A 642-nucleotide genomic window follows, 5' to 3' on the forward strand; every position below is an offset into this window, starting at 1 on the left:
TTCTAAACTTACAGCTTTATCTAGTATCGATGCAAATTGTAAACGCCCCGAAATAGTTTTGCCCATTTGATCAAAAGTCCCAGAAACTTTGTTTTCGTCCTCTAGTACCTTTTGATATGATTCTCTTGAAAGCTTATCACTCTTATAGAACGATTCTGGTTCTTTGAGAAAAAAACTAGAAAAGTCTATTTGCTTTGGGTTTGTTTTCTGATTCTTTGTTATAGCTTGATAGGCTTTTTCTGTTTGTGAAAGTTGTTCTTTTTTCAACTCAATCTGTTTTTTTAAGAGCTCAATAATTTCCCCTTTTTTTAATAGCTTAATAAGCTCCAGATATTCTGCTGGTAGAGCAGGTGGTGGCGGTGGAGCAGGTGGTGGCGGTGGAGCAGGTGGTGGCGGTGGAGCAGGTGGTGGCGGTGGAGCAGACGATGGGGATTGTGCACATTTGTTTAGGACTCCAGTGCGGTCTGTTCCAAATATGTTCTTTTGATATTGAGCAAGTCCCAACGCTAGAAAATTGCATGTATCTGCTTGAGGAGAATCCGATGCATGTGCCAGATTTAGTATTCCCAAAAGGGTAATCATTCCTGTTATAATAAATCGCTTTTTCATCTGTCTCCTCGCTTGATTTCGGCAGGGATTGTT

The 642-nt window shown here is 40.3% G+C and carries 1 protein-coding gene; it reads right to left on the reverse strand.

All coding sequences use genetic code 11. From position 1 onward, the window contains the following. On the reverse strand, positions 1 to 609 hold a 609-nt coding region (locus ACFINE_RS09920; RefSeq protein ID WP_375621911.1), incomplete at its 3' end, for a hypothetical protein. Positions 610 to 642 lie beyond the last annotated feature (33 nt).

It is taken from the genome of Bartonella sp. AA97HXZ, from assembly GCF_042196985.1.
Classification (GTDB): Bacteria; Pseudomonadota; Alphaproteobacteria; order Rhizobiales; family Rhizobiaceae; genus Bartonella.